The sequence below is a fragment of the Micromonospora maritima genome (assembly GCF_902825405.1).
GTDB classification, from domain to species: domain Bacteria; phylum Actinomycetota; class Actinomycetes; order Mycobacteriales; family Micromonosporaceae; genus Micromonospora; species Micromonospora maritima.
In genome coordinates this window covers 1-25,800 of the sequence record NZ_CADEAU010000027.1, presented here as the reverse complement: position 1 = coordinate 25,800, position 25,800 = coordinate 1, and the positions used below count along the sequence as shown (strand labels likewise).

The following is a 25,800-nucleotide window of genomic DNA, read 5'->3' as shown; positions in this document are numbered from 1 at the left end:
CGTCGTGCTGACCCGGGGTGGCACCGCCGTCGGCCGGGCCCTCCGCGCCGCCGTCCGCGCCACCGTCGTGCTGACCCGGGGTGGCACCGCCGTCGGCCGGGCCCTCCAGGCCGCCGCCGCCGCTGGTCTGGATGTCGTCGTCGTTCAATGCCATGGGTGCTCCCTCGGTGTGCCGCCCCGCGCGTTCCGGGGTCCGTGTGCAGCGGGTGGTACCCCACGCCCGATCTTCTCTAACCACACGGTAGACGTCCGGGCCGCGCCGCACGGACGGTTCGCGCCGGTAGGCGGCCGACGCCCGGGGGTGCCAGGATGGCGGGAGGACACGCGCGAGGAGGTACGAGGTGGCGCAGCCGGAACCGCTCACGCCGCTGGCCGAGGACTGGCAGCGGGCGCTGGCCGTGGTGGCGCATCCGGACGACCTGGAGTTCGGCGCCGCCGCGGCGGTCGCCCGGTGGACCGGGCAGGGCAAGGAGGTCGTCTACTGCCTGGTCACCAGCGGCGAGGCGGGCATCGACGGGATGGCGCCGGAGCGCAGCCGGGTGCTGCGCGAGGAGGAGCAGCGGGCCTCGGCCGCCGTGGTGGGGGTGTCCGAGGTCGAGTTCCTCGGCCTGCCCGACGGGCTGCTGGAATACGGTGTCCCGCTGCGTCGGGCGATCGCCGGGGTGGTCCGCCGGCACCGGCCGGACGTGGTGCTCACCAACAACTTCCGGGAGACCTGGGACGGGGCGTACGCGCTGAACCAGGCCGACCACATCGCCTGCGGCCGGGCCACGCTGGACGCGGTCCGCGACGCCGGCAACCGGTGGATCTTCCCGGAGCAGCTGACCGACGGCACGCAGCCGTGGTCCCGGGTGCGCGAGGTGTGGGCGGCCGGCTCGCCGGTGGCGCGGCACGGGGTGGACGTGACGGACACCTTCGGGCGCGGGGTGGACTCGCTGCGGGCGCACGGGGCGTACCTGAGCGGGCTGGGCGACGGGAGCTTCGACGCCGAGGAGTTCCTGGAGGGGATGGCCCGCCCGGCGGGAACCCGGCTCGGCGTGCGGTACGGCGCGTCGTTCGAGGTGTTCCAGATCAACCTTCAGTAGGGCACGGCGGTGATCCTGGTCGGCACGTCCGGCTGGCAGTACCGGGACTGGCGGGAGCGGTTCTATCCCGCCGGCGTGCCGCAACGACGCTGGTTGGAGCACTTCGCCGCGGAGTTCGCCACGGTGGAGGTGAACAACGCGTTCTACCGGCTGCCGGAGCGGGACACGTTCGTCGCGTGGCGGGAACGTACGCCTGGCGACTTCTGCGTGGCGGTGAAGATGAGCCGCTACCTCACCCACGTGAAGCGGCTGCGCGACCCGGCCGAGCCGGTGGCCCGGTTCCTGGACCGGGCGTCCGGTCTGGGCGACCGGCTGGGGCCGGTGCTGGTGCAGCTCCCGCCGACGCTGCGCGCCGACCCGGACGCGCTGGCCGAGGTGCTGCGGCGGTTCCCCGACGACGTGCGGGTGGCGGTGGAGCCGCGGCATCCGTCGTGGTGGACCGACGACACCCGGCGGGTGCTGGAACGGCACCGCGCGGCGCTGGTCTGGGCGGACCGGCTCAGCCGCCCGGTCACCCCGCGGTGGCGCACCACCGACTTCGGCTACCTGCGGCTGCACGAGGGCCGGGCCCGGCCGTGGCCGCGCTACGGGCGGGCCGCGTTGGCCGGCTGGGTGCGCCGGCTGGCGGAGGCGTTCGGCGGCGGCGAGCCGGCGTACGTCTACTTCAACAACGACCCCGGCGGCGCGGCGATCGTCGACGCGGTCGCGTTCGCCGGGCTGGCCCGGCGGGCCGGGCTGCCGGTGTCCCGGACGCCGGCGGCCCGCCCCGCCGAGGGGGCGGGACGGGCCGGTCCGGTGCCGGATCAGGGAATCATCTGACGCAGGTCACCCGGCATGGTGGCCTTCACGTCCTCCCACTCGCCCTGGGTCACGTGCCGCCGCAGCGTGTCCAGCACGACCTGGACCACCCGCTGCGCGCCGCCCTCGGCGTCGTACGGGAAGCCCTGGCGGACCTCGTAGAGGAAGTCGTCGCGGTTGAGCTTGATCGGCACGTTCTCCGGCTGCCAGCCGTCGAAGTAGATGCCGCGCACCAGCACCGGCAGCTGCTGGGCGAACTCGGCGCTCTCCTGCACCGGCAACCGGTCCCGCAACAGGTGCAGCACCGTGCGCAGCGCGGCGTAGGACTGGTTGCGCCGGTCCGCCGGCCAGCCGTACGCCGACTCGATCTCCTTCAGGATCACGTTCGTCTTGTCCAGCGAGGACTCGAACGCGGACACCAGTTGCTCCGCCATCTGTCTCACCCCCGTGCGTCGGTCTCCCAGCGGCGGTCGTCGGCGCGCCGGGGCGGCCCGCTGGGCCCCCGCCACAGCCGGGTCGGACTGAACCGGCCGGGCCGTTCGCCCCGCCGCGGCGTGTCGGAGTTGCCGACCACGTGCAGTACGCCTCCGCGGCGTCGGTCCGCCACCACCCGTACCGTCATGACCCACCTCCTCGTCGCGGCGCCTCCACCGGCGGTGGAGGAGCGCACACGGTCCATGCTGCGCGGCGGGTGGGTGAGGTGTCCTCACCCGGACCGGGTGAGGAGCGCTCAGCCGCCGAGCAGGTCGACGAGGGTGGCGGCATTGCGTTGCGCGTGGTCGCGGTAGCAGTTGTTCATCAGCACGTGCGTCCGGTCGGCCTGCCCGGCCAGTTCGCGCAGTTTCGGCGCCCAGTCGCGCAGCTCGCGGTCGGAGTAGTCGTAGCCGAACTTCTCGTGGATGTCCTTGCTGGTCCACTTGTCGCTGTGCCCGTGGAACCGGACCACCGCGAGGTCCGCGGTCGCGGCCAGCACCGGGGGCACGGAGGACCTGTGGCCCTGCGGCATGTCCACGCAGACCAGCGGCAGCTCGTGCGCGCGCAGGAAGTCGAGGGTCTCCCGGGCGTTGTCGCCGTCGAACCAGGAGGCGTGCCGGAACTCGACGACCGGCCGCAGCGGGGCGCAACGCCGCGCCACCTCCAGCAGGTACTGCTTGTTGTCCCGCTTGATGGTGAACCAGGGCGGGAACTGAAACAGCAGCGCGCCCAGCTTGCCGGCGTCGACGAGCGGGTCGAGCGCGGACAGGAACCGCGTCCAGACCTCCTCGTACGCCTGCGCCGGCAGGTCGTCCGGGTAGACGTTGCGCTTGTCGGTGTCCGGCCGCAGGTCCTTGTAGAGCGCGGACACCCGGGTCGGGTGGCCGGTCAGCAGGCTGAACGCCTTGACGTTGAAGGTGAACCCGGGCGGGGTGCGCTCGGCCCAGAGCCGGGCGGTCCGCTCGGCCGGCGGCGAGTAGTAGGTGGCGTCCACCTCGACCAGCGGGAACCGGCGGGCGTAGTGGGCCAGCCGCTTCTCCGGCGTGTCGGCGCTCGCCGGGTACCAGCCGGAGTCGAGCAGGGTCCGGTCGGTCCACGAGGCGGTGCCTACCTTGATCTCCCCCATGGGACCGACCGGTGACCCGGCGGGCGACTCAGGCCGCCCGCCGCTCCCGGGTCTGCTTGCAGGCCACGCAGGAGGTGGCCGACGGGAAGATCTCCAGCCGCTCGACCGGGATCGGCGCGGTGCAGCCCTCGCAGAAGCCGTAGGTGCCCTCGTCGAGCCGGGTCAGCGCGTGCTCGAACTGCGCGCGCCGGTCCAGGATGGTGCGCAGCAGCGACTGCGCGGTGTCCCGCTCGGCGGTCTTGGTGCCGCTGTCGGCCTGGTCGTCGCCGGCGGTGTCGCCGACCTCGACCAGTCGCAGCACCTGGCTCTGCATCACGGCCTGGTCGTACTCCGCGGTCAGCTCGTCGTACCGCGACCGCAGGGACTGCCGGATCTGGTCGACCTCCGCCTGGGAGCGGCCCGTGGCTGTCGTGTCGTGGACGAGCATCGCTGCCTGCCTTTCCTGCGGCCTCATACCGGTCCTCCGGCGACAGGCGCCGGAGGACCAGGTCCGAATGTGGATGCGCGGGCGAGATCACCCGTGCTCTGTGAGCCGGGCGATTACCCGGGCGCCCGAGCGGCCAAACCGGAGACTTCCTGTCTCTTTCCGGTGAGTCGCGGTGGGCGGGTCAGCCGGCCTCCACGAGGGCCGGACGGCGGGGGTCGTCGACGCGCACGACGACATCCGCGAAGGAGGCCGGGTCGACCTCCGCGGCGTAGCGGGCGAACGCCGGCAACGTCCAGCGCAGCACGGGCTCGGTGCGCCGCTCCAGCGCCGCCGGCGAGAGCACCAGGTGCACGGCCAGATCGAACGGCAACGCGCCGCCGAGCAGCAGCGCGCCACTGACCAGCACGACGCCGCCGGGCGGCAGATCCTGGTACGCGGCCCGGCTGGCCCGGTCGGCGTCGGCGTCGGCCGTCTCGACCGCGTCGCCCAGCGCGTCATACGACTCCAGGATCAGCGCGGTGAGCAGGTCGTCCCGGCTGGGGAAGTAGCGGTAGACCGCCGAGGAGACCATGCCGAGGTCCCGGGCGACGGCGCGCAGGGAGAGGTTCGCGCCGTCGGTGGCCAGGTGGCGGCGGGCGACGGCCTTGATCTCTTCGATCATCCCGGCGCGGACCCGGGCGCGGAGCGAGGGAGCGACCATGGCTCCCACTGTGCCACGGATGAGAGCGCCAATCAAAAGCGAGAGCACTGCTCTTGACGGAGGCGCCGATGCGCGTCATGCTCTTCTTCGAGAGCGCTGCTCTCGATTCGGATTACTGCTTCAGAAGAGGTGGACCTGCCATGGCCCTGCACGTGATCGTCGGCGCCGGACCCGTCGGAACCGCCACCGCCCGGCTCCTCGTCGACCAGGGCGAGCGGGTGCGGGTGGTGACCCGACGGGGCACCGGCCCGGAGCACCCGGCGGTCGAGCGGGTGGCCGCCGACGCCGCCGACGCCGACCGGCTCAGCACGCTGACCGAGGGCGCGGTCGCGCTGTACAACTGCGCCAACCCGGCGTACCACAGGTGGCCGCTCGACTGGCCGCCGCTGGCCGCCGCGCTGCTCACCGCCGCCGAGCGCGGCGGCGCGGTGCTCGGCACCGTCGGCAACCTCTACGGGTACGGCCCGGTCGACGCGCCCATGACCGAGTCGACGCCGCTCGCCGCCACCGGCGTCAAGGGCCGGGTCCGCAACCGGATGTGGGCCGACGCCCTGGCCGCCCACCGCGCCGGTCGGGCCCGGGTCACCGAGGTACGTGGCTCCGACTACGTCGGCGTCGGCGGCACCTCGCTGGCCATGATGGTGCTGCCCCGGGTGCTCAGCGGGCGGCGGGTGTTCCTCCCCGTCGACTGGGACGCCCCGCACAGCTGGACGTACGTGCCGGACGTCGCCCGCACCCTGGTCGCCGCCGCGACCGACCCGCGGGCCTGGGGTCGGGCCTGGCACGTGCCCAGCGCGCCGGCGGTCAGCATGCGGGACCTGGCCGGGCGCACGGCCAGAAGGGCCGGCGCGCCGGCGCCGCGGCTCACCCGGATGCCGTACCCGGTGCTCTGGCTGGCCGGCGTGGCCAACCCGTTCGCGAAGGAGCTGCGCGAGACCGCGCACCAGTTCGCCCGGCCGTTCGTGCTCGACTCCACCGCCGCCACCGCCACGCTCGGCATCGAGCCGACCCCGCTGGACCGGGTGGTCGACGAGATCGTCGACACCCTGCACCCCCGGACCGCGGGTTAGGCGCGGCGCGGCGGGGACACGGCGGCGACCAGGACGGCCACCAGCGTCAGCGCCGCCCCGAGCAGCGTGTTCACCCCGGGGTGCGACGCGGCGGTCGGCAGCACCACGTCCAGCAGCACCGCCCCCACGATCTGCCCGGCGATGGTGGCCAGGCCGAGCAGCAGCACTCCGGTGAACCGGACGATGGCGGCGGCCAGCGCGATGAACACGATGCCGATCGGGCCGCCGACGTACAGCCACGGCTCGCTCGGGAAACCGCCCGCCGGCCGGCCCCGCACCGCCACCTCCACCGCGAACGTGGCGAGCAGCGCGACCGTGCCGACCACGAAGTTGACGAGCGTGGCCGTCATCGCGCTGTCCGCCGCCGCGCGGACCCGGCCGTTCACCGCCTGCTGCCAGGCGATGCCGATCCCGGCGGCCAGCGGCAGCAGGGCCAGCGCCAGGGCGCCGGGGTCACCGAGGCGGTCGCCCACCGCCAGCAGCACGGCCAGCACGGTGAGCACCGCGCCGACCAGCCGGTTCGGGGTGACCGCCTGCCGGCCGGTCGGCCCGATGCCGGCCCGGTCGACCAGCAGGCTGCTGCCGGACTGCCCGGCCACCACGGCGACGGTGAACACGGCCACGCCGAGCGCGCCGATGGTCAACCCCTGCGTCGCCACCAGGAACGCGCCGCACACCCCGCCCAGGCACTGCCAGGGGCGCAGGGCGCCGGAACGCAGTGCGCCGCGCAGGGCGACGAGCCCTCGTCGCCCACCGGCGGTGGCGGGGACCAGCACCAGCAGGATCAGCAGGCCCAGGCCGAACGAGACCACCGCGGCGGCGATCCCGTCGGCCAGGCGCACGCCCAGCTCGCCGTTGATCCGGGACTGGACGGCCACCAGGACGCCCGAGCCGGTCGCCAGACCGACCCCCGCGATCCGCCGGCCGGTCGACAGCGTCGGCGGCGCGACCGTCCCGGATGCGCTCACTCCTGCTCGGCCAGGGGGCGCCCGTCGAAGTCGACGGACGAGTACAGGGCGAGCTTCTCCAGGCGGTGGTAGGAGTCGATGACCCGGATCGTGCCGCTCTTGGAGCGCATCACGATCGACTGGGTGTACGCCCCGCCGGCCCGGTAGCGCACGCCGCGGAGCAGGTCACCGGAGGTGACCCCGGTGGCCACGAAGAAGCAGTTGTCGCCGGTCACCAGGTCGTCGGTGAACAGCACCCGGTCCAGGTCGTGCCCGGCGGCCAACGCCTTCTCCCGCTCCTGGTCGTCCTTCGGCCAGAGCTTGGCCTGCATCATGCCGCCCATGCACTTCAGCGCGCAGGCCGCGGTGATCCCCTCGGGGGTGCCGCCGATGCCCATCAGGACGTCGATGTCCGACTCGCCCCGGGCGGCCGCGATCGCGCCGGCGATGTCGCCGTCGGAGATGAACCGGATGCCGGCTCCGGTGCGCCGGATCTGCTTCACCAGGTCGTCGTGGCGCGACCGGTCCAGCACGCAGACCGTCACCTCGGCGGTGTCGGTGCCCTTGACCTTGGCGATGCGGCGGATGTTCTCGGCGACCCCGGCGTCGATGTCGACCACGTCGGCGTACATCGGGCCGACGGCCAGCTTCTCCATGTAGAAGACCGCGCTCGGGTCGAACATCGCGCCCCGCTCGGCCACGGCGAGCACGGCCAGCGCGTTCGGCATGCCCTTGCTCATCAGCGTGGTGCCGTCGATCGGGTCGACCGCCACGTCCACCTCGGGACCGGTCCCGTCGCCGACCTCCTCGCCGTTGAAGAGCATCGGGGCGTTGTCCTTCTCGCCCTCGCCGATCACCACGACACCGCGCATCGGGATCGAGTTGATCAGCTTGCGCATGGCGTCGACGGCGGCACCGTCGCCGCCCTCCTTGTCGCCCCGGCCGACCCAGCGCCCGGCGGCCATGGCCGCGGCCTCGGTGACCCGGACCAGATCGAGGGCGAGGTTGCGGTCGAGATCCTGGGGCGTCCGCGTCCTGATGGTTGTCATGGCGGCTTCCTCCTCGCGACGTTGCGGGGTGGACCGGCGGGAGTGCGGCCGTCGCCGCCGCCGGTTTTGTCGCTGATCCTCACACGATCTCAGGTTCGCCGCCCCGGCGGGGCGGAGGAGGCCAGGATCACGCTCCCCGGACGGCTGCGACAATGGTCGGGTGGAGCCCGCACAGCCTGCCGACCGCCCGCCGACCGACGCGACCCCGCCCGAGGGCCAGCCGCCGGTCCGATCGGATGCCGGCCCGACCCCGGCCCCGGGGCAGCCCGCGCTCGTCGCACCGACCACGGGCCGGGGCGAGCCGGCCCTGGTCGACCCGGCGGGGGACGAGGCCGGCCGGGCCGAGGCCGTCGCCGGAGACCGTCAGGCGCCGCCCGCGCGCAAGGAGAAGGCCCGCTCGGAGCGGTCGCCGAAGGACATGGTGCTGTCCCTGCTCGTGCTGCTGGTGCCGATCGCGCTGCTGATCGCGTTCTACCGGGGCTTCCTCGGCGGCGACTCGCCGGTCACGGTCGACCCGGCGCCCGCCCTGGAGCAGGCCCGCGCAGCCAACGTGTTCCCGGTGAGCCAGCCGACCGGGCTGGGCGACGACTGGCGTACGGTCAACGCCCGCTTCCGGACCGAGCCGGACGGCGCGACGCTGCGGATCGGATACGTGACCCCCGAGGGGCGGGGCGCGCAACTGGTGGAGAGCAACGTGCCGGCGGAGAAGCTGCTGCCGGCCGAGCTGAGCGACGGGCAGCCGCAGGGCCCCGCGGACCTGCCCGACGGGCTGAGCTGGCAGCGCTACACCGCCCGCGGCAACGAGCAGGCCCTGGTCCTGCTGGAGCCGAACCGCACGGTCATCGTGGTCGGCGACGCGGGGGAGACGGAGCTGCGCAAGCTCGCCACCTCGCTGCGCTGAGACGGGTGACGCGGGATTGCGGAACGCCACTTCAGGGAACAGACGGGACATCGAGCCCGGACGACCCACCTGGAGAGGTTGACGTGAAGATACGACGCTTCAGCGCCACCGCGTTCGCCGCGGCGCTGCTCATTCCCGGCCTGGCCGCCTGCAACAGCAACGGCGCCGCCACCTCGGAGGCCTCCGCGACCCCGAGCGCCTCCGGCAGCGTCGCCCCGAGCGCCGGCGGCTCCGACAGCGCGGCGAAGCAGGCCCTGCTGGACTCCACGAACGCGATCCGCGAGGGCAACTTCCGGTTCACCATGACCGGCGCCGGCTCCACCGCCGAGGGGCAGGTGCACGAGCCCAGCCAGAGCGCCGAGATGCGGATGACGATCGGTGACCCGTCGTCGGACCTGATGATGAAGCTGGACCTCATCCACGCCAAGCCGGACAGCTGGGTCAAGCTCGACCTGGGCGGCACCGCGGCCGCCAAGATCCCCGGGGTGAAGAACCTCAACCTCGGCAAGTACCAGCACCTCGACCAGACCCGGATCAAGGGCAGCCGCACGCTGGGCTTCGACTTCGAGAAGGTGGACCCGGCCGGCAGCGCCGTGCTCACCAAGGGCGTGACCGACGTACGGCAGACCGGCGAGGGCGCGTACGAGGGCACGGTCGACGTGTCGAAGGCCGCCGAGGCGGGCTCGCTCGACCCGGCCGTGATCACCGCGCTCGGCGCGCAGGCCCAGTCGGTGCCGTTCACCGCCAAGGTCGACCCGCAGGGCCGACTCAGCGAGATGGTGCTGAAGATCCCGGCCGCCGGCCAGAGCGCCGCGCAGGATCTGAAGATCACCTACACCGACTACGGCAACGCCGCCGCGGCCCAGAAGCCGCCGGCCGACCAGGTCGTCGAGGCGCCGCCGGAGTTCTACAACCTGTTCAACTGACCGGCGCTCGTCCGGCCGGAGAGCGTCCCGCTTCCAGCGACATACCTCAGCGGCATGAACATGCCGCTGAGGTATGTCGCTGTCAGGGGATGTGTTCGCCTCCCCGGTCCGCCCGTTCGAGCCGGCTCGATCCACACCACCTCGCCGAGGTGGGGCCATCACGACGCACGCCGTACCGCCACCTTGGCGAGCTGGTGTGGATCACGCGGGAGCGTCGGCGGAGGCAGCGCGCGGAGCCGCGCCCGCTCCTCGGCGGCCGTGGTCACTGGTCGGGTGAGCGGTCACCGCTCGACGGTCGCGGTCACTCCTCGGGCTTCTGCCGGGCGGTGTCGATGCGGGCGCGAGCGCCGTCCAACCAGCGCTGGCAGACGCCGGCGAGCTCCTCGCCCCGCTCCCACAGCGCCAGCGACTCCTCCAGCGAGGTGCCACCCGCCTCCAGCCGCTCCACCACGGAGGCCAGCTCGGCGCGCGCCTGCTCGTAGCTCAGCTGCTCGTCCTTGGTCTTCTCAGTCATTCGTAGCGTTTCCCTCAGCCGTCGACGGTGGCGGTCAGCTCGCCCTCGGCGAGGCGTACCCGCAGTGGATCGCCCTTGGCCACCTCGGACGCCGCGCGGACCACGTGGCCGTCACCGCGCTGCACGATGGCGTAGCCGCGGTCGAGCGTGGCCGCGGGGGAGAGCGCGCGCAGCCGCGCGAGAGTGTGGCGCAGGTCGTCGGTGGCGCCGCTCAGCCGGTGCTCCAGGCACCGACCGGCGCGGTCGCGCAGCGCGGTCACGTCGGCGGCACGCTGGTCGACCATGACCTGCGGTCGGGCCAGCACCGGACGGGAACGGAACAGGTCGAGCCGGTGCTGCTCGCGGTCGACCAGGTTGCGCACGGCCCGCTCCAGGCGCGACCGGGCCTGACCGATGAGGCGGACCTCCTCGGTCAGGTCGGGCACGATCCGCTTCGCCGCGTCGGTGGGGGTGGAGGCGCGGACGTCGGCCACGTAGTCGAGCAGCGGCGCGTCGGTCTCGTGGCCGATCGCGCTGACCACCGGGGTGCGGCAGGCGAAGACCGCCCGGCACAGCGCCTCGTCGGAGAAGGGCAGCAGATCCTCGATGCTCCCGCCGCCACGGGCGATGACGATCACGTCGACCGCCGGATCGGCGTCGAGCACCTTGAGCGCGCCGACGATGTCGGGCACGGCGCTCGGCCCCTGCACCGCCACGTTGACCGTGCGGAAGTCGACGGCCGGCCAGCGGCGCCGGGCGTTGGTCAGCACGTCGCGCTCGGCCGCCGAGGCCCGCCCGGTGATCAGGCCGACCCGGCCGGGCAGGAAGGGAGGTCGCCGCTTGCGGGCCCGGTCGAACAGCCCCTCCGCGGCGAGCAGCTTCTTGAGCTTCTCCAGCCGGGCCAGCAGCTCACCGAGGCCGACCTGGCGGATCTCGTCGGCGCGCAGGCTGAGCGTGCCCCGCGCGGCATAGAACTCGGGCTTGGCGTGCAGCACGACCCGGGCACCCTCGCGCAGCTCCGGTGCGCCCGCGTCGAGCACGTCACGGTTGGTGGTGACGGTCAGGCTGAGGTCGGCCGAGGGGTCACGCAGGGTGAGGAAGACGGTGGTGGCACCGGGACGGCGGCTGATCTGCGCCACCTGACCGTCGACCCAGACCCAGCCGAGCCGGGCGATCCAGGCGCCGATCTTCTGGCTGACCACCCGGACCGGCCACGGCTCCTCGGACGTGCTCCGCTCCGGGGGCGCGCCCCGCCCCACCTCACCCGCGCTCACCCGCCCACCCTACGGCCCGGCACCGACACCGCCGGGCAGCCCCGACCGGTGCCGTGGTCGCGGCCGCTGCCGGCCCGGAGGGCGCCACGTACCATGGGCGGGTGACTGACGCTGAGACGACTCCCCGGACCGGCAAGCGCGTGCTCCTGGCCAACCCCCGCGGCTACTGCGCGGGTGTGGACCGGGCGGTGCAGACCGTCGAGGAGGCGCTGAAGCTCTACGGCGCGCCGATCTACGTCCGCAAGCAGATCGTGCACAACAAGCACGTGGTGCGGACGCTGGAGGCCAAGGGCGCGATCTTCGTGGAGGAGAACGAGGAGGTGCCGGAGGGCGCCACCGTCATCTTCTCCGCCCACGGCGTGGCCCCCGAGGTGTACGAGCAGGCCAAGGAGCGCTCGCTGCGGGCGATCGACGCCACCTGCCCGCTGGTCACCAAGGTGCACCACGAGGCGCGGCGGTTCGCCCAGCAGGACTACGACATCTTGCTCATCGGCCACGAGGGGCACGAGGAGGTCATCGGCACCGCCGGTGAGGCCCCCGCCCACATCCAGCTGGTCGACGGCCCGGACGGGGTCGACAAGGTCACCGTGCGCGACCCGGAGAAGGTGGTCTGGCTCTCCCAGACCACGCTGTCGGTCGACGAGACGCTGGAGACCGTGGCCCGGCTCAAGCAGCGCCTGCCGCTGCTCCAGTCGCCCCCCAGCGACGACATCTGCTACGCGACCTCCAACCGCCAGCACGTGGTGAAGGAGATCGCCCCGGAGTGCGACGTGGTGATCGTGGTCGGCTCGCGCAACTCGTCGAACTCGGTCCGGCTGGTCGAGGTGGCGCTGGACGCCGGCGCCCGCGCCGGTCACCTGGTCGACTTCGCCCACGAGATCGACGACGCCTGGCTGGAGGGGGCCCGCACCGTGGGCGTGACCTCCGGCGCGAGCGTGCCCGACGAGCTGGTCCAGCAGGTGCTCGCCCATCTGGCCGAGCGCGGCTTCGCCGACGTCGACGAGGTCACCACCGCCGACGAGCGGCTGACCTTCTCGCTGCCCCAGGAGCTCAAGCGCGACATGAAGGCCGCGGCGGCGCGCGGCTGACCGGGAACGGATCGGTCGGCCGTCGCGTCCAACCACCCATGAAGACTCCTCGGACGGTGCTCGTCGCTCTGCTCGCCGGTGTCGCGCTGACCGCCTGCGCCGGCCCCGCCGACGAGCCCGCCAGCCCCAGCCCGACGGGAGCCGCCCCGGTGACCAGCCAGCCCGATCCCGGTCCCAGCACGACCCCCAGCCGCCCGAACCCGACGTGGAAGGGCGGCCCGTCGACGCCGCCCGGCGTCGGCGGTACCACCATCACCGGCACCATCCGGGCCGGGGTCGAGCCGAACTGCCTCCTGCTCGACGACCACCTGCTGGTCGGCGGTCCGCGCGACCTGCTCAAGGCCGGCGCCAAGGTGGAGGTCACCGGCCGCCCCGAGCCGGGCATGATGACCACCTGCCAGCAGGGCACCCCGTTCGTGGTCGAGTCCGCCCGCCCGGCCTGACCCTCGACGACGGAAGCCCGCCTCCCCCACGCGGGGAGGCGGGCTTCCGGTTGACGGACCGCGGTCAGTTCACCGCGTTGATCTCCACCGAGCCACGGCCGACGACCGCACCCTCGACGGTGGTGACGGCCATGTCACCGAACAGCTCCCGGCCGGCGGCCGGAGTGCTCAACGCGGTCACCGAACCGGTCAGGGTGGCGGTGCCGCCGTTGGGCAGGAACAGCGGCGTGGACGGCGCGGAGAGCGAACCCAGCGCCGGGGACGCGAACGAGTCCCGGTAGTCGTACGCCGTGCCGCCCGCGGCGACCGCGTAGCCCTCGATGACCACCCGGTACGTGGCGGCGACCGGGTTGTTCAGCGTGACCGCCTCCTCCGAGTCACCGTCGGCCGACCGGCCCACCTCGGTGGCGCCCCGGAAGATGTACAGGTCCAGGTCGGCACCCAGGTCGGAGGTGTTGCCGATCCGGGCCGAGAACGAGGTGGTCCCGGCCGGGATGTCCACCGTGTACTCCTGCGTGGCGCCCTCGGTGATGGTCGGCCGCTCGGCACGCACGCTGGACAGCGGGCCGCCGACGCCGGTCACCCGGACCGGGCCGAAGGTGTTGGTCAGGCTCCAGCTCACCGGGGACGGCGTGCCGGCGGTGACCGACGGCAGCTGGACCACGGCCGGCTCGACCTTCACGCCCTGCACCCGCGCCTGGAGCTGGAACGCGTTGTCCAGCGCCGGCGACGTGCGCCGCGACTCCACCTCGATCTCCCAGACGCCCGGGATCGGGTTCTGGTAGTCCCGCTCCTGCGGCTTGCAGGCGGCGGCGTCGGAGAAGTTGGTGTAGCAGGCGGTGCTCGCGGTGCTCTCGACCGGCACGCCGTACGGGTTGATGGCGATGAACCGGGTCTGCGAGCCGGTCGCGATGCCGGACAGGTTGACCTGGAGCGCGCCGGCGCCCTGCGGAACCGTGACGAAGTACGAGGTGAAGCTGTTCCGCTCGACCGAACCCTCGGCCGAGAAGGAGTACGCCGGAGCGCTCACCGCGTTGGAGGCGACCACGACGGCGGCGACCTCGAAGTCGACCACCGAGGTGGCCGGGTCGTCCACGGTCAGGATCGCGCCGTGCGCGCCGGTGGTCATCGGCTTGGCCTTCACCTCGACGGTGACGGTCTTGTTCAGCGGCAGCCACACCTCGGAGCGGACGGAGAAGGTGCCGTCGTTGCCGCGGAGGCCGAGCAGGTGCTTGACGCTCTTGTTCGGGCCGCTGGTGCGGGTCAGCTTGACGTCGTAGGTGCGGCTCTTCTTGACCGTCTGGCCACCCCGGTCGGCGGCGCAGCGGTTGTAGATGCCGGTGCCCACGTTCGGGTTCGGCACGAAGGTGCCGGAGTCCCGGTCGTAGCGGGTCAGGTTCGGCGACAGCTCGGTGCAGACCGGGGCCTCGGAGGTGTACGTGCGGGTCTGCACGCCGTCGGCCAGCAGGCCCCACGCGCCCGGCACGTTGACCATGCCGTAGCCCTGGGCGTACGTCGGGACGTCCGCGATCGGCTGGGCCGAGGTGTAGACGGCCCGGCGCAGCGCGGCCGGGGTGACGCCGGTGCCGGTCGCCTTGGCGGCCGACAACAGCAGCGCGGCGGCGCCGGTGGCCTGCGGGGAGGCCATCGAGGTGCCGTTCAGCATCTGGTAGCCCGGGGGCAGCGGGTAGCCCGCCTCCGCCACCGGACCGCCCGGCTGCCAGGTCGGCGCGGTGGAGATGGCCGAGCCGGGGGCGGTGATGTTCGGCTTGAAGCCGCCGTCCTCACGCGGGCCGCGGGAGGAGAAGTTGAACAGCGCGTTCTCCTTGCGGACCACCGAGCCGTAGTTGGCCAGCCAGGTGTCCTTGCTGATGTTCGCCGCGACGCTGACCACGTCGGTGGCGACCGACGGGTCGCCGACCGTGTTCAGGCCCGGGCCGGAGTTGCCGGCCGAGATGAACAGCTGCACGCCGTAGGTGTTGATCAGGTCGTTGTAGAGGACCGCGCGGGCGTTGGAGCCGTCGTTCAGCGCCGGCAGGCCGCCGATCGACATGTTCACCACGTCGACCTTGCGGTTGACCACCAGGTCGATCATGCCGGTGGTGAGCGCCGCGGCGGTGCAGCCGCCACCCCAGGAGCAGGCGCGGGCCGAAACCAGCTTGGCGCCGGGCGCGGCGCCGTCGAGGGCGCTGTTGCCGAGCATGTCGTTGGCGGCGGTGATGCCGGCGACGTGCGTGCCGTGGGTGCTCTCGATGATGCCGATGTTGACGTAGTCGACAAGGCCGGGGCCGCCGGCCGGGGTGGTGTCGACGTTGCGCCGGAACTCGACCACGAACGGGATCTGCTCCCGGACGGCGGTCGCCGGGTTGTCCGTGCCGAAGTGGCCGACCTGGAACTTCTCCTTGTACGGCCGCATCACCTCGTCGTCGGTGAAGTCGCGGTTCTGGTTGACGTCCACCCGGATGTCGCCGTTCGCCGGGTTGTAGAGGATGCCCCAGGAGTCGGTGGTGTCGCCGTCGCGGTTGACGTCACCGGCCGGGTCGCTGCCGGCGGTGATGGACTCGCGGAAGGTGTTGAACCGGTAGGTGCCGGCCGGCGCGGTCCAGGTCACGGCGGAGGCGCCGGTGCCGGTGGTGAAGGTGGGCCCGCTCACCTCGGTGATCATCGCCCGCCAGGTGGCGTCCTCGAGCGGGTCGGTCGCGGTGACCCAGTCGACGATCTTGCGCTCACCGGTGGTGGTCTTCTGCAGCGCCGGCTGGTCGAGGTCCACACCGGAGTCCATGATGCCGATGGTGACGCCGCGACCGTCCCACGAGGGGTGCGCGGCCTTGAAGGCCTCCGCGCCGGTCTCGTTGGTCGGCATGTACGGGTTGACCGCGCCGGTGTCCCCGCCGGGGCCGGCCAGCGTCTCACCCTGCTCGGCGGCCTTGGCGCCGTTCGGGGCGGCCTCCGGTGCCGGGTCGGGGAGCTTGACGGTCTCGTCGAGGTCGACGGCGGCGACACCCGGCAGCGTGGCGGCCTTGAGCGCCTTCGCGGTCGGCACCTTGGCCAGCACGTAGCCGACCTGGTCGTACCGCTGGCTGACGGTCGCGCCGAGACCCTTGAGCCCGTCGACGACCTTCTTGGCCGAGCCCTTCCGGGCCGCGATGATCATCGTCACGGTCGGCGCGTTCTTCGCCTCCGCCGCGTCGAGCAGCTTGGCGTCGTGGGCGCCCAGGGCCTTCGCCGCGGTCGGCTGCGAGGGCTGGGGAGCGGTGGCGGGGGCCGCGCTCGCGGTCGCGGCGCCACCCCCGACGGTCATGGCGCCGGCCGCGAGGACCGAGGCGAAGAGCGCGGCGGAGGGGCGCCGGCTCCGATTGCGGGGTTGACTCACGTTCTCTTCCTCCAGAGAACAGGGCCCTTCAGAAGACAGGGCACGTGTGACGCAGATCCTTCGTGCCGTGACGAGATGTGTCACTACCCGGGATCGGTTTGTGACCACTCCGTGACACGGATCGGCCGTCGTCGACACACGCCCCGTGTTAAACGTCGATGTCTGCTGGCCGTTCGGCCGATGTGGACGGCCGGTCGCCCAGCAACTCGGGCGCCTGCGGCTGGCGGGGTGCCAGCTCCACCTGTGCCGGCGCGGCCAGCTCGTCGTCGGAGACACCCAGCTCGGCCAGCTTGCGGGCGCTGACCAGGACCCGCGCCTCCAGCGAGCCGACCGCCCGGTTGTAGGCCGTCACCGCACCGCTCAGCGAGCTGCCCAGCTTGCCCACGTGGTCGCCCAGGGTGGACAGCCGACCGTAGAGCTCGCGGGCCAGCGAGTGGACGGTCGCCGCGTTGCGCGCCAGCGCCTCCTGGCGCCACGAGTAGGCGACCGTGCGCAGCAGCGCGACGAGCGTGGCCGGCGTGGCCAGCACCACGTCGCGGGCGAACGCGTGCTCCAGCAGCGTCGGGTCGCGTTGCAGCGCCACGTCGAGGAACGGGTCGGCGGGCACGAACAGCACCACGAACTCGGGGGTCTGGTCGAAGGCGGACCAGTAGGACTTGGCGGCGAGACCGTCGACGTGCGCGCGCAGGTGCCGGGCGTGCGCGTCGAGGTGGGTGTCGCGCCCGCGCTCGTCGCGCGCCTCCATCGCGGTCAGGTAGGCGTCGAACGGCGCCTTCGCGTCCACCACGACCGTGCGGCCGCCGTGCAGGCGCACCACCAGGTCGGGGCGGACCCCCTGGTGGTCGGTGGCGGCGGTGACCTGCTCGCTGAAGTCGCAGTGCTCCAGCATGCCGGCCGCCTCGACGATCCGCCGGAGCTGGTGTTCGCCCCACCGGCCGCGCACCTGGGGCGCGCGCAGCGCGGCGACCAGCTGCTTGGTCTCGGTGCGCAGCTCGCCGGAGACCGCGCTCATGGAGCGCACCTGCTCGCGCAGCTCGGCGTAGGCGTCGACCCGGTCGCGCTCCAGCTCGGCGACGCGTTGCTCGTAGCGGCGGAGCGTGTCGTGCAGCGGTGCCACCGCGCGCGCCACCGCCTCCTGGGACTGCGCGGTCGCCTCGTAGCTGAGCGCCCGCATGGACTGCTCCAGCCGCCCCTCGCCGGCCTGGGCGGCGGCCAGCGTCGCCTCCAGCCGGGCCACGTCTGCCGCGGCCCGCCCGCGGGCCGCCAGCCAGCCCACCGCGCCGCCCGCGGCGAGGCAGAGCACCACCACGGCCAGCGTCGAGAAGCTCATGCCGGAAAGCTTGCCAAACGGGTACGACGTGCGCGCGCTGGGTACGTTCGAGGTCATGGAAGTTGCCCTGTGGGTGTTCCTGATCGTGATGCTCGGAGGTGCGCTGGTGTTCTGGCGGTGGGGGAGCAGGTCCCGGCGAGCCGACGAGATGGCGGACGCCCGGGCCGAGGCGCAGCGCTGGTACGAGCGGCTCGGCGGCCAGCTGATGAACCTGCACGGCGACGCCCCGGCGGTCCGGCAGGCGCTCGCCGACGCCGGTGAACGCTACAACGCGGCCGGTTCGCAGCTGGAGCAGGCGACCACGCCGCGCCAGTTCGCGCTGGCCCGGGAGACCGCGCTGGAGGGGCTGGCGTACATCCGGGCGGCGCGGACCGCGATGGGCATCGACCCGGGGCCGGAGCTGCCGCCGCTCGCCGCCGCCAGCCTGGGGGCCATCTTCTCCTCCTGCGCGCCCGAGTTCGGCACCCGCAGCGTCACCGACCGGTGGCAGCAGATCGAGCCCACGGTGCTGGTCGCGGTGGACGGCTACCGGTACGGCGACAAGCCCGTCGACAGGCGTGCCGAGGTGGCCGCGATCCGGGCCGCGCTGCCGTCGCTGCGGCACACCGTCGCGGTCGCGTACCTCGACCCGGACGGCCCGGCCCCCGACGGCGCGCTGCCGTGGGCGGAGCTGGCGGCGGAGACCGACGAGCCGCTGACCTTCACCCCGGTCGCCTTCGACCACCCGCTCTACGTGCTCTACTCCTCCGGCACCACCGGCCTGCCCAAGCCGATCGTGCACGGCCACGGCGGCATCCTGCTCGAACACCTGAAGATGCTGGCGCTGCACCACGACCTGGGCCCGTCCGACCGGTTCTTCTGGTTCACCACCACCGGCTGGATGATGTGGAACTTCCTGGTCTCCGGGCCGGCGGTGGGCGCGGCGATCGTGCTCTTCGACGGCAACCCGGGCCACCCCGACCTGGGCGCGCTGTGGCGGCTGGCGGCGGAGACCGGCACCACCTACTTCGGCACCTCGGCCCCGTTCCTGCTGGCCTGCCGCAAGGCCGGGCTGGTGCCTCGGGAGATCGCCGACCTGTCCGCGCTGCGCGGCCTCGGCTCGACCGGCGCGCCGCTGCCGGCCGAGGGCTTCACCTGGGTGTACGAGAACGTGGGCGACCGCCTCCAGCTCCAGTCGCTGTCCGGCGGCACGGACGTCTGCACCGGCTTCGTGGGCGGGGTGCCGCTGCTGCCGGTGCACGCGGGGGAGATCGCCTGCCGGGCCCTCGGCGCGAAGGTGGAGGCCCGCGCGGCCGACGGCTCGGCGGTGATCGGCCAGCTCGGCGAGCTGGTGATCACGGAGCCGATGCCGAGCATGCCGGTCGGGTTCTGGAACGACCCGGACGGCGCCCGCTACCGGGAGGCGTACTTCGAGGTCTATCCCGGCGTCTGGCGGCACGGCGACTGGATCACGGTGAACGAGCGCGGCGGCTGCGTGATCACCGGCCGCTCCGACGCCACCCTCAACCGGGGCGGGGTCCGCCTCGGCACGGCCGAGTTCTACTCGGTGGTGGAGGGGCTCGACGAGGTGGTCGACTCCGTCGTGGTGCACCTGGAGGACGACGAGGGCGGCGCGGGTGAGCTGCTGCTGTTCGTGGTGCTGGCGGACGGGCTCGAACTCGACGACGACATGCGGAAGAAGATCTGCCGGGAGCTGCGGACCGCGCTGTCGCCCCGGCACGTGCCGGACGAGATCCACCAGGTCCGGGCCGTGCCGCGTACGTTGAGCGCGAAGAAGCTGGAGGTCCCGGTCAAGAAGATCCTGACCGGCACCCCGGTCGACTCGGCCGCGGCCAAGGGCGCCCTGGCCAACCCCGAGTCCCTCACGGCCTTCGCCGCCCTGGCCCAACGCCGCGCCAGCTCCAACCACCCCACCCCCGCCTGACCCCCACCCCACCCCCACCCCACCCCGCTGATCTTGCACTTTCCGCCCCGGCGAAAGGGGTGAATGCCCCGACCCCGGGGCCGCAAGTGCAAGATCGCGGGGGAGGGAGGGGAGGGGAGGGGAGGGGGTCAGGGGAGGGTGTGGGTGGTTTTTTCGGTGGTGGCCCGGTGGGCGTGGCGGGTCGGGTCGGGGTGGGCGCAGGGGACCACGGAGGCGCCGGCGGTCAGGGGGGCCAGCAGCCAGTCGACCGGGTCGGGGTGCCGGGTCACGTCGACCAGGAGGCGGTCACCGGCGCGCAGGCCCAGCTCCGCGGCGCGCGCCTGCGCGCGGGCCAGCAGCGCCGCGTCCGCCTCGCCGCCCGAGGGATACGGCGTGAAGTGGTCGCCGTGTCCGCGTACCGCGCCGACGAAGTCCGCGCAGCCCGGCGGCACCTGCCGCATCGGCAACGCGAACGGGTCCAGCGCCAGCGCGTACCGCTCGCCGGCCGGCCAGCGGGCCGCCTCGTCGACCCGGTCGACGGCGGTGAACAGCACGTCCACCGGCTCCGGCCGGTCGACCACGGTCGTCTTCGCCGACCAGCAGCCGAGCAGCACCGCGGCGGTCTGCCAGTGCGGCGGCAGCAACACGCCGACCGGGTCACCGGGCGCGGCCCCGGCCTCGTCGACGAGCAGGTTGGCCGTCTTGGCCACCCAGTTCGCCAGCGTCGCGCCGGAGAGTTCGGTGCGCTCGCCGGTGGCGTCGTCGTACCAGGTGAGCAACGGTCGGGCGGGGTCGGGCGCGATCGCGTCGGCGAAGACCCGGGCAATGTTGTCGGCCATCGGCGCGAACGATACGCGCCCCCGGCGCGTACTCGATGACAACGACAAGTCGGCGTACCGTCGGGTCGCAGTCAGCGTCGGGCGCCCCGCCCGGCGTAGGCTTGCCGACAGTGTTGTTCCCCACAACCACGCCACCTGAGGAGTCGCCCCGTGACCGCCGGTCGCCCGCCCCGCGTACTCATCGACGCCACGAGTGTCCCCGCCGACCGAGGCGGCGTCGGTAGGTACGTCGACGGCCTGCTCGGTGCGCTCGGCCGGGTCTGCGGCTCCGGCGTCGACCTGGCCGTGGTGAGCCTGCGCACCGACCTGGAGCGCTACACCCGGATGCTGCCCGGCGCCGAGGTGATCCCGGCCCCGGCCGCGGTGGCGCACCGCCCGGCGCGGCTCGCCTGGGAGCAGACCGGCCTGCCGCTGCTGGCCCAGCAGGTCAACGCGGAGGTCCTGCACTCGCCCTTCTACACCTGCCCGCTGCGGGCCGGCTGTCCGGTGACGGTCACCGTGCACGACGCGACCTTCTTCACCGAGCCGGAGCACTACGACAAGTCGCGCCGGACGTTCTTCCGCAGCGCGATCAAGACGTCGCTGCGCCGGGCCAACCGGGTGATCGTGCCCAGCAAGGCCACCCGGGACGAGCTGATCCGCCTGCTGGACGCCGATCCGACCCGGATCGACGTCGCCTACCACGGCGTCGACCAGGCCGCCTTCCATGCGCCGGGCGACGAGGAGAAGGCCCGGGTCCGGGCCCGGCTCGGGCTGGGCGACAGCAGCTACATCGCGTTCCTCGGCGCCAAGGAGCCGCGCAAGAACGTGCCCAACCTGATCCGGGGCTGGGCCCGGGCGGTGGCCGACCGGCCCAACCCGCCGGTGCTGGTGGTGGCCGGCGGCCAGGGGCACGACGACGACATCGACCGCGCGGTGGCCGAGGTGCCGTCGCACCTGCGGCTGCTGCGCCCCGGCTACCTGCGCTACGCCGACCTGCCCGGCTTCCTCGGTGGCGCGCTGGTCGCCGCCTACCCCTCCTACGGCGAGGGCTTCGGGCTGCCGATCCTGGAGGCGATGGCGTGCGCGGCGCCGGTGCTCACCACCCCGCGGCTCTCCCTGCCGGAGGTGGGCGGCGACGCGGTGGCCTACACCAGCGAGGACCCGGACCAGATCGCCGCCGACCTGGGGGCCCTGCTCGACGACGAGCAACGACGGCTCTCCCTGGCCAAGGCCGGGTTCGACCGGGCCAAGGAGTTCACCTGGGAGTCCAGCGCGGAGGTGCACATCGCCGCCTGGCGTCGGGCGCGTTCCTGAGCGTCCGCTGCGGGTCGCCGACGACCGACCCTGACGCTCGCCCGCTTCGGGCATGATGTGCTGATGTTCTACGCCGTCATCCCGGCGGGCGGCAGCGGCACAAGGTTGTGGCCGCTGTCCCGCGCCGGCCATCCCAAGTTCCTCCACCCGCTGACCGGCACCTCCGCCTCACTGTTGCAGGCCACGGTCGACCGGTTGTCGCCGCTGACCACACCCGAGCGCACGCTCGTGGTCACCGGGGCCGCGCACGCCGCGGCGGTGGCCCGGCAACTGGCCGGCGTGCCGGAGGAGAACATCCTGGTCGAGCCCTCCCCGCGGGACTCCTGCGCGGCCATCGCGTTGGCCGCGGCGGTGATCGCCGAGCGGGCGCCGGACGCGGTGATGGGCTCGTTCGCCGCCGACCACCTGATCGGTGACCCGGCCCGCCTGGCCGAGGTGGTGCGGCAGGCGATCGGCGGGGCCGAGCGAGGGCTGCTGATGACGGTGGGCATCACCCCGACCCGGCCGGAGACCGGCTACGGCTACCTGGAGACCGGCGACCCGCTGGGCGACGGGCCGCTGCGCCCGGTCCGCGAGTTCAAGGAGAAGCCGGCCGCCGAGGTCGCCGAGGGCTACGTCCGGTCCGGCCGGCACCTCTGGAACGCCAGCATGTTCGTCTGGCGGGTGGACGTCTTCCTGGCCGAGCTGGCCCGCCAGCAGCCGGCGCTGCACGCCGGGATCACCGCCATCGCGGCGGCCTGGGGCACCCCCGAGCAGGACGACGTGCTCGGCACGGTCTGGCCGACGCTGCCGAAGATCTCGGTCGACTACGCCGTGATGGAGGGCGCGGCCACCGCCGGTCGGGTGGCGACCGTACCCGGTGACTTCGGGTGGAACGACGTCGGCGACTTCCACACCCTCGGTGAGGTGCTGCCCGCCGACGCCGACGGCAACGTGGTGCTCGGCGGCGACGCCAAGCCGGGCGTGCTGCTGCACGACACCACCGGCACCGTCGTGGTGCCGCACTCCGGCCGTCTCGTCGCCACCGTCGGTGTGCACGACCTGATCGTGGTGGACACCCCGGACGCGCTGCTGGTCTGCCCCCGCGACCGCGCGCAGGACGTGAAGAAGGTCGTCGACCAGCTCAAGGAGCGCGGCGAGGAGGGCCTGGTCTGAGCCGGCGGGTCCGTCGGCCGCCGGTGTCGGTCAACCGGCGGCGCGACGGGCCAGCGCGGCCAGCGCCGGCGCCACCAGTTGGCGGGTCCCGTCGGCCAGCGGCGTGGGCAGCCGGTCCGGCGGGAACCAGCCCAGCGCGTCGGACTCGGCGCTGACCCGCTCGGTCGCACCCGGCGGGGCGAACACCGCGAACCGGACGTCGTAGTGCAGCGACCCGCCCTGGCACGCGACCGCGTGGACGTCCACGTCGATCGGCTCCGGGCCGACCGTCAGGCCGGCGATCCCGGACTCCTCGGTGGCCTCGCGCAGCGCCGCCGCGACGAGCGTCCGGTCGCCGGGCTCGCAGTGCCCGCCGAGCTGCACCCACTTGTGGAACTTGCCGTGCAGGCAGAGCAGCACCCGCTCGCCGCTCGGGTCCAGCACCAGCGCGCTGGCGGTGACGTGGCCCGGCCGGTGCGTCCGGGTCATCGCGGCCGGCCCGGCGGCCAGCAGCGCCAGGGTCCGGTCCCGGTTCGCGGCGGCGGCCGGGCTGGTCGCCGTCCAGCGGCGCAGCACCGTGACGGCGTCGGCGTGCAACTCGGCGTACGCGGTGCGGGAGGTGTCGGGCACCCGGACACTCTACGAGCGCCGCCTTCGTACCCTTGCGCGGTGACCCTACGACTCGTCGAGTTCCTGGTGGCCGGAAACGAGGCAAGCGACCTGCTGCCGGTGCGCTCGCCCGCGCTGCTGCGGGCACACGGCGCGCGGCGGGGCTTCTGGACCGTGCTGGACGAGGGGCCGGTGGAGCAGTGCCTAGCCCTGCTGCTGGAGCGCGAGGACGGCGGGTGGGTGGCGCACCACGTGCCCGCCGACGCGGGCCCGGAGAACGGCCGCACCGAGGACGGCGAGGCGCTCGCCCACCACGACGGCTGGGTGTACGTCTTCGGTTCGCACTTCGGCTCCAAGGGCGGGCCGCTGCGCCCCCGCCGCGCCTTCGTGGCCCGGTTCCGGGAGGACGACGCCGCGACCGGAACGCTTCCCGTGCACGTGGTGCGCAACCGTTTCCGGCTGCACCGGGCGGTCAACGACGCGCTCGCCGCCGCCCCGCTGGTCCCGCTGCCGCCGGGCGAGCGGGTCCGGCAGCGGTTCATCGTGGAGACCGTGGCCCGGGGGACCGCCCGGGCCAAGAGCTGGGTGAGCCGGCTGGCCGCGGACGACCTCCCGCTCAACGTCGAGGCGGCGGCGTTCACCCCGGACGGGACCGTGCTGCTCGGGCTGCGTTTCCCGGTGACCGCCGACGGTGAGCCGATCTACGTCGAGCTGGCCGGGGTGGCCGGGATGTTCGACGACGCGGCGGGTTGGCCGCGGGCGCTCGGCGCGTACGCGCTGACCGGGGTGACGCCGACCGGGGCGTTGGCCGGCTTCCGCGCGATCACGCCTACCGACGACGGCGGCTACGCGGCGGTGATCGGGTCGATCGACGCGCTGGGCAAGGGCTCGGTGCTGCTGGACGACCACCCGCACGGCGGCGACGTGACCTCCCGGCACGTGCGCTTCCGGCACACCGGCGGGGACGACGCCCGGGTGCCCGCCGAGCCGGTGACGGACCTGGCGCCGTTCCACCACGTGGAGGGCCTGGCCGAGGTGGCGGGACGCTGCTACTACGTCACCGACGAGGACCACCGGGTGGCACTCTGGATCGGATGAGCGAGGGCCGGACGGCACCCCTGCGGAACAGATCCGCAGACCCTCGTGGTGCCGTCCGGCCACGCCCGTCAGCCGGCGACCGGGGTCGACACTGCGCCCCGGCGTCGGCGGGCAAGGACGAGTCTGCCGAACCGGCAGGTCGCGCGTCGAGGTCTTTCACGTCACGCTTAAAGATGGAGATTAGTACCGACGGGTAAAGTGCCAGGGGTGGCGTGCGCCCCCCGCCGTCCGCCCAGGAGCGCTCCATGCTGAAGATCATTTTCTCGAGTGAGGACATTCTGCGGACGCGGGTCGCCCCGGCCGCGGACCCGCTCTGGGAGTTGGTCCTCAGTGTGCACCTGCTCCAGGGTCGTGGTCGTGACCCACTGATGACGACCTGGCGACGGACCGTGGCGCACGGCCTGCGATCCGACGCCAGCGCCGAGCGCTACCGCCTGCTTCTCGCGCTCAACCCGCCGCGCGGCTACTTTCCCGACTTCCTCACGCCGTCGGCCAGCCGGGACGGCTTCGAGGCCGGGCTGGAGGCCGTCCGGGGCACGCCGGCCGACATGCTCCGCCGCGACCTGACGCTGCTCGCCAGTGAGAGCCCGCTGCCCCCCTCGGCGACGGCGCTCGCCCGGGGCGAGCCGGAGATGCTGCACCACCTCACCGAGGCCATGGCGCGCTACCAGTCGCTGGCGGTCACCCCGTACTGGGCCCGGGTGCAGGCCGCGGTCGAGGCGGACCGGGCCCGCCGCGCCCGGGCCATGCTCGACGGCGGCGCCGAGGGGCTGCTGGCCAGCCTGCGACCCAGCATGCGCTGGGGCGGCGGGGTGCTCGAGGTGCTCGACTACCCGGACACCCGGGAGCTGCACCTGGACGGCCGGGGCCTGCTGCTCGTGCCGTCGTTCTTCTGCTCCCGCACTCCGGTGGCGCTCGTCGACCCGACGCTGCCCCCGGTGCTGGTCTACCCGGTCGACCGGCTCGGCGGCCTCACGCCCGGCGGTGGTGCCGTCCGGGACTCCGGCGCCGGCCAGAGCGAGGCGCTGGCCGCCCTGCTCGGCCGCACCCGCGCGTCGGTGCTCCAGGCCGCCGACGAGGGCTGCACCACCGGCGAGATGGCCCGCCGGCTGCGCATCTCCGCCGCCGCCGCCAGCCAGCACACCACGGTGTTACGCAACGCCGGGCTGCTGGTCAGCCATCGCGACCGCAACACCGTCCTGCACACGCTGACCCCGCTGGGCCGAGCCGTCCTGGAGTCCTGACCGGCCGTGGCCCGCCACCCGGGCCCACCGCTCAGAGCGCCAGCGTGGCGCTCGCCGTGCTGCCGGCCGGCGGTGGCAGCAGGGTCGACCCGATCCCCTCGGCGGCCAGCGCGGCGCGCAGGCGTTGCAGGTCGGCGCCGAACCGGACCAGGTCGGCCGGATCGACAGGGGTC

24 protein-coding genes and 2 pseudogenes are annotated in these 25,800 nt (G+C 73.6%); 12 read left to right on the top strand and 14 right to left on the bottom strand.

The features are described from left to right. Nucleotides 1–341: 341 nt before the first annotated feature. Both HUW36_RS05545 and HUW36_RS05540 read left to right on the top strand, forming a co-directional pair. The gene (locus tag HUW36_RS05545; protein WP_174527131.1) at nt 342–1,085 is read left to right on the top strand and encodes a PIG-L deacetylase family protein; all 744 of its coding nucleotides are present in this window, start codon (nt 342–344) and stop codon (nt 1,083–1,085) included. A 9-nt stretch (nt 1,086–1,094) separates the two neighbouring features. Continuing rightward, nucleotides 1,095–1,904, top strand: coding sequence for a DUF72 domain-containing protein (locus HUW36_RS05540; protein WP_174527130.1), 810 nt, complete (start codon nt 1,095–1,097; stop codon nt 1,902–1,904). Here HUW36_RS05540 and HUW36_RS05535 read toward each other — a convergent pair. From HUW36_RS05535 to HUW36_RS05515, 5 genes are all read right to left on the bottom strand, one after another. Then, nucleotides 1,889–2,317 carry a DUF2267 domain-containing protein gene (locus HUW36_RS05535; protein WP_174527129.1) on the bottom strand — a complete coding sequence of 143 codons (429 nt, stop codon included), beginning with the start codon at nt 2,315–2,317 and terminating at the stop codon, nt 1,889–1,891. The two genes, HUW36_RS05540 and HUW36_RS05535, sit on opposite strands and share 16 nt — an antisense overlap. A gap of 5 nt (nt 2,318–2,322) precedes the next feature. Then, nucleotides 2,323–2,505, bottom strand: coding sequence for a hypothetical protein (locus HUW36_RS05530; protein ID WP_174527128.1), 183 nt, complete (start codon nt 2,503–2,505; stop codon nt 2,323–2,325). 108 nt (nt 2,506–2,613) lie between these two features. Continuing rightward, nucleotides 2,614–3,483 carry a DUF72 domain-containing protein gene (locus tag HUW36_RS05525; RefSeq protein WP_174527127.1) on the bottom strand — a complete coding sequence of 290 codons (870 nt, stop codon included), beginning with the start codon at nt 3,481–3,483 and terminating at the stop codon, nt 2,614–2,616. A gap of 28 nt (nt 3,484–3,511) precedes the next feature. Beyond that, entirely contained in the window at nt 3,512–3,910 is a 399-nt protein-coding gene (locus HUW36_RS05520) for a TraR/DksA family transcriptional regulator (RefSeq protein WP_174527126.1), read from the bottom strand. 181 nt (nt 3,911–4,091) lie between these two features. Then, the gene (locus HUW36_RS05515) at nt 4,092–4,610 is read right to left on the bottom strand and encodes a TetR family transcriptional regulator (protein WP_174527125.1); all 519 of its coding nucleotides are present in this window, start codon (nt 4,608–4,610) and stop codon (nt 4,092–4,094) included. Between the two features lie 140 nt (nt 4,611–4,750). Here HUW36_RS05515 and HUW36_RS05510 point away from each other — a divergent pair, with 140 nt between their 5' ends. Beyond that, nucleotides 4,751–5,680 carry an NAD-dependent epimerase/dehydratase family protein gene (locus HUW36_RS05510; RefSeq protein ID WP_174527124.1) on the top strand — a complete coding sequence of 310 codons (930 nt, stop codon included), beginning with the start codon at nt 4,751–4,753 and terminating at the stop codon, nt 5,678–5,680. Here the strand turns inward: HUW36_RS05510 and HUW36_RS05505 are convergent. Further along, nucleotides 5,677–6,648: a DMT family transporter gene (locus tag HUW36_RS05505; RefSeq protein ID WP_174527123.1), complete on the bottom strand. Its 972-nt coding sequence runs from the start codon at nt 6,646–6,648 to the stop codon at nt 5,677–5,679. The genes HUW36_RS05510 and HUW36_RS05505 overlap by 4 nt on opposite strands. After that, on the bottom strand, nt 6,645–7,676 hold the full coding sequence (glpX, locus tag HUW36_RS05500; protein WP_174527122.1) for a class II fructose-bisphosphatase: 1,032 nt from the start codon (nt 7,674–7,676) through the stop codon (nt 6,645–6,647). Before glpX ends, HUW36_RS05505 begins: the two co-directional genes overlap by 4 nt. 160 nt (nt 7,677–7,836) lie before the next feature. On the opposite strand from glpX, the gene HUW36_RS05495 reads away from it, so the two are divergent. Both HUW36_RS05495 and HUW36_RS05490 read left to right on the top strand, forming a co-directional pair. Next, entirely contained in the window at nt 7,837–8,577 is a 741-nt protein-coding gene (locus HUW36_RS05495) for a DUF4245 domain-containing protein (protein ID WP_174527121.1), read from the top strand. A gap of 83 nt (nt 8,578–8,660) precedes the next feature. Continuing rightward, nucleotides 8,661–9,503: a hypothetical protein gene (locus tag HUW36_RS05490; RefSeq protein ID WP_174527120.1), complete on the top strand. Its 843-nt coding sequence runs from the start codon at nt 8,661–8,663 to the stop codon at nt 9,501–9,503. A gap of 301 nt (nt 9,504–9,804) precedes the next feature. On the opposite strand, the gene HUW36_RS05485 is transcribed toward HUW36_RS05490, so the two are convergent. Together HUW36_RS05485 and xseA are read right to left on the bottom strand one after the other, a co-directional pair. Continuing rightward, complete coding sequence (locus HUW36_RS05485) at nt 9,805–10,017, bottom strand: exodeoxyribonuclease VII small subunit (RefSeq protein WP_174527119.1); 213 nt, start codon at nt 10,015–10,017, stop codon at nt 9,805–9,807. A 14-nt stretch (nt 10,018–10,031) separates the two neighbouring features. Then, complete coding sequence (xseA, locus tag HUW36_RS05480) at nt 10,032–11,270, bottom strand: exodeoxyribonuclease VII large subunit (protein ID WP_246247894.1); 1,239 nt, start codon at nt 11,268–11,270, stop codon at nt 10,032–10,034. A 101-nt stretch (nt 11,271–11,371) separates the two neighbouring features. On the opposite strand from xseA, the gene HUW36_RS05475 reads away from it, so the two are divergent. Both HUW36_RS05475 and HUW36_RS05470 read left to right on the top strand, forming a co-directional pair. Beyond that, nucleotides 11,372–12,358: a 4-hydroxy-3-methylbut-2-enyl diphosphate reductase gene (locus HUW36_RS05475; RefSeq protein WP_174527118.1), complete on the top strand. Its 987-nt coding sequence runs from the start codon at nt 11,372–11,374 to the stop codon at nt 12,356–12,358. A gap of 38 nt (nt 12,359–12,396) precedes the next feature. Further along, a complete protein-coding gene (locus HUW36_RS05470; protein WP_174527117.1) occupies nt 12,397–12,801 on the top strand; it encodes a hypothetical protein in 405 nt (134 codons plus the stop codon). A gap of 64 nt (nt 12,802–12,865) precedes the next feature. On the opposite strand, the gene HUW36_RS05465 is transcribed toward HUW36_RS05470, so the two are convergent. Then, a complete protein-coding gene (locus HUW36_RS05465) occupies nt 12,866–16,174 on the bottom strand; it encodes a S8 family serine peptidase (protein ID WP_174527116.1) in 3,309 nt (1,102 codons plus the stop codon). Nucleotides 16,175–16,322: 148 nt separating this feature from the next. Further along, a complete protein-coding gene (gene rmuC / locus HUW36_RS05460) occupies nt 16,323–17,504 on the bottom strand; it encodes a DNA recombination protein RmuC (RefSeq protein WP_174527115.1) in 1,182 nt (393 codons plus the stop codon). Nucleotides 17,505–17,913: 409 nt separating this feature from the next. Between rmuC and HUW36_RS05455 the strand changes: the two are divergent. Further along, a pseudogene (locus tag HUW36_RS05455) lies at nt 17,914–19,428 on the top strand (acetoacetate--CoA ligase); the annotation flags it as partial. A 128-nt stretch (nt 19,429–19,556) separates the two neighbouring features. On the opposite strand, the gene HUW36_RS05450 reads toward HUW36_RS05455, so the two are convergent. Further along, nucleotides 19,557–20,246 (bottom strand): TIGR03089 family protein, encoded by a 690-nt coding sequence (locus tag HUW36_RS05450; protein ID WP_174527114.1) that lies wholly within the window; start codon nt 20,244–20,246, stop codon nt 19,557–19,559. A 150-nt stretch (nt 20,247–20,396) separates the two neighbouring features. Here HUW36_RS05450 and HUW36_RS05445 point away from each other — a divergent pair, with 150 nt between their 5' ends. Next, nucleotides 20,397–21,542 (top strand): glycosyltransferase family 4 protein, encoded by a 1,146-nt coding sequence (locus HUW36_RS05445; protein ID WP_174527113.1) that lies wholly within the window; start codon nt 20,397–20,399, stop codon nt 21,540–21,542. Nucleotides 21,543–21,605: 63 nt separating this feature from the next. Further along, complete coding sequence (locus HUW36_RS05440) at nt 21,606–22,697, top strand: mannose-1-phosphate guanylyltransferase (protein ID WP_174527112.1); 1,092 nt, start codon at nt 21,606–21,608, stop codon at nt 22,695–22,697. Between the two features lie 30 nt (nt 22,698–22,727). On the opposite strand, the gene HUW36_RS05435 is transcribed toward HUW36_RS05440, so the two are convergent. Beyond that, nucleotides 22,728–23,306, bottom strand: a complete 579-nt coding sequence (locus HUW36_RS05435; protein WP_174527111.1) for an NUDIX hydrolase — start codon at nt 23,304–23,306, stop codon at nt 22,728–22,730. A gap of 39 nt (nt 23,307–23,345) precedes the next feature. On the opposite strand from HUW36_RS05435, the gene HUW36_RS05430 reads away from it, so the two are divergent. Both HUW36_RS05430 and HUW36_RS05425 read left to right on the top strand, forming a co-directional pair. Further along, entirely contained in the window at nt 23,346–24,383 is a 1,038-nt protein-coding gene (locus HUW36_RS05430) for a hypothetical protein (RefSeq protein ID WP_174527110.1), read from the top strand. Nucleotides 24,384–24,628: 245 nt separating this feature from the next. Then, complete coding sequence (locus HUW36_RS05425) at nt 24,629–25,627, top strand: ArsR/SmtB family transcription factor (protein ID WP_174527109.1); 999 nt, start codon at nt 24,629–24,631, stop codon at nt 25,625–25,627. Between the two features lie 31 nt (nt 25,628–25,658). Here HUW36_RS05425 and HUW36_RS05420 read toward each other — a convergent pair. Next, nucleotides 25,659–25,800, bottom strand: a pseudogene (locus tag HUW36_RS05420) (coenzyme F420-0:L-glutamate ligase); the annotation flags it as partial.